Annotated in this window: 2 protein-coding genes; both read right to left on the bottom strand. The window is 39.6% G+C overall.

The window, feature by feature from the left end:
- Positions 1–568 precede the first annotated feature (568 nt).
- Complete coding sequence (locus ACFIMU_RS08635) at positions 569–886, bottom strand: hypothetical protein (RefSeq protein ID WP_375697035.1); 318 nt, start codon at positions 884–886, stop codon at positions 569–571.
- An 11-nt stretch (positions 887–897) separates the two neighbouring features.
- Positions 898–1095, bottom strand: a complete 198-nt coding sequence (locus ACFIMU_RS08630) for a hypothetical protein (protein WP_375697034.1) — start codon at positions 1093–1095, stop codon at positions 898–900.
- Between the last annotated feature and the right edge of the window lie 138 nt (positions 1096–1233).

The following is a 1233-nucleotide window of genomic DNA, read 5'->3' as shown; positions in this document are numbered from 1 at the left end:
GTCTCGTAAATAAATAAATGTCCCTCTTTTCTTTCAATTTTCCCCCTCCACCCCAAGCTCTTTAAAAACACTGTTGCCCTTTCCATGGAGCAAAAAGTCTTGATCAAAACGTGTGCTTTTGGCTCACCTTCTCTATGCGCCTTGCCTCCACCTGCAAGAAAATGGGTTCTTTTTCCCCAAACACCAGAATATCTTTTGCTTTAAATATAGATTTTTCGCTCTCCATATCGCTTGGTAAGACACATTTTTATGCTTGATAAAAAGAAAATAAGTTACAAGATTTTCTCTCTTTAAGAGAACAGAAACAGCAAGTGAAACCCAAGAGCAGCCCTCTTCACTTATCCCCCTTAAAAGCTCGCAAAAATCCCACTCAAGCAAGAGCACCAACTCAAGCAAGAGCCTCAATTTTTCTCAAAAACACGACACCAATATAAAAAAAGCATAAAACGAGAAGTGTCCCCCATGCTCCTTAATGAACAAGTCAAAAGCAATATACTTAATGGCAATAAAAGCCTCTCTTCACTTTTTCCCCTCGCTCACTTTCCCCTCGCTCACTTTTTTCCCTCGCTCACTTTTTCCCCTCGCTCACATCGTATAATATGACGGGCGCTCCTTTCTGCTCAACCTCTTCTTCTAATTGCCGTATCATTTTGTTCAACTGACGGGTCACGATAAAACGCATAATAAAAACAATCGGTAAGAATAAAAAAATACAGGCAAGCATCCATGCCAGCGGCTCGAATACGACAAGAGAAACAAAGTCCTGCCCTCTCCATATCTTAACGACAACAGTTATAACTATTGGAGCAGTCGCCATGACCGTAGAAAGATAGAATATTTTTTTATAGTCTTGCCAAACAAGAGAAAGCTGCTTTTTATCAAACATTCTGCTGCTTTTTATTTTGGGGAGATCTGTTTTAAGGCAATATCGCGTTCATTCAGCACGCATTTCAGTTCCTTTTTCACGCGACAATAAAGCCGCGCACGCTTGATAAACAGGTAATAAATGACAACGATTGGCGCCCACATTAAAACATTTAAGAGCGTAAAGAACAGGAAAGAAATGGCTATTAATGTTATAAGACTACTCGTCATTTTGTCCCCCTTCCATATTCTGCATACGAATTGCCTGATCGCGTTGTTGTATCGCTTCTTTCAATTGTGGAAGTATTTTGTTCAATTTTCTCGTTAATTTTATGCACATGATCCCAATGATCGGAAAAAAGAGAAGAA

It is taken from the genome of Bartonella sp. AC70YNML, assembly GCF_042196545.1.
In the GTDB taxonomy this organism is placed as follows: Bacteria; Pseudomonadota; Alphaproteobacteria; order Rhizobiales; family Rhizobiaceae; genus Bartonella.
The sequence above is the reverse complement of the archived record's forward strand: the minus strand, read 5'-3'. Positions and strand labels throughout refer to the sequence as shown.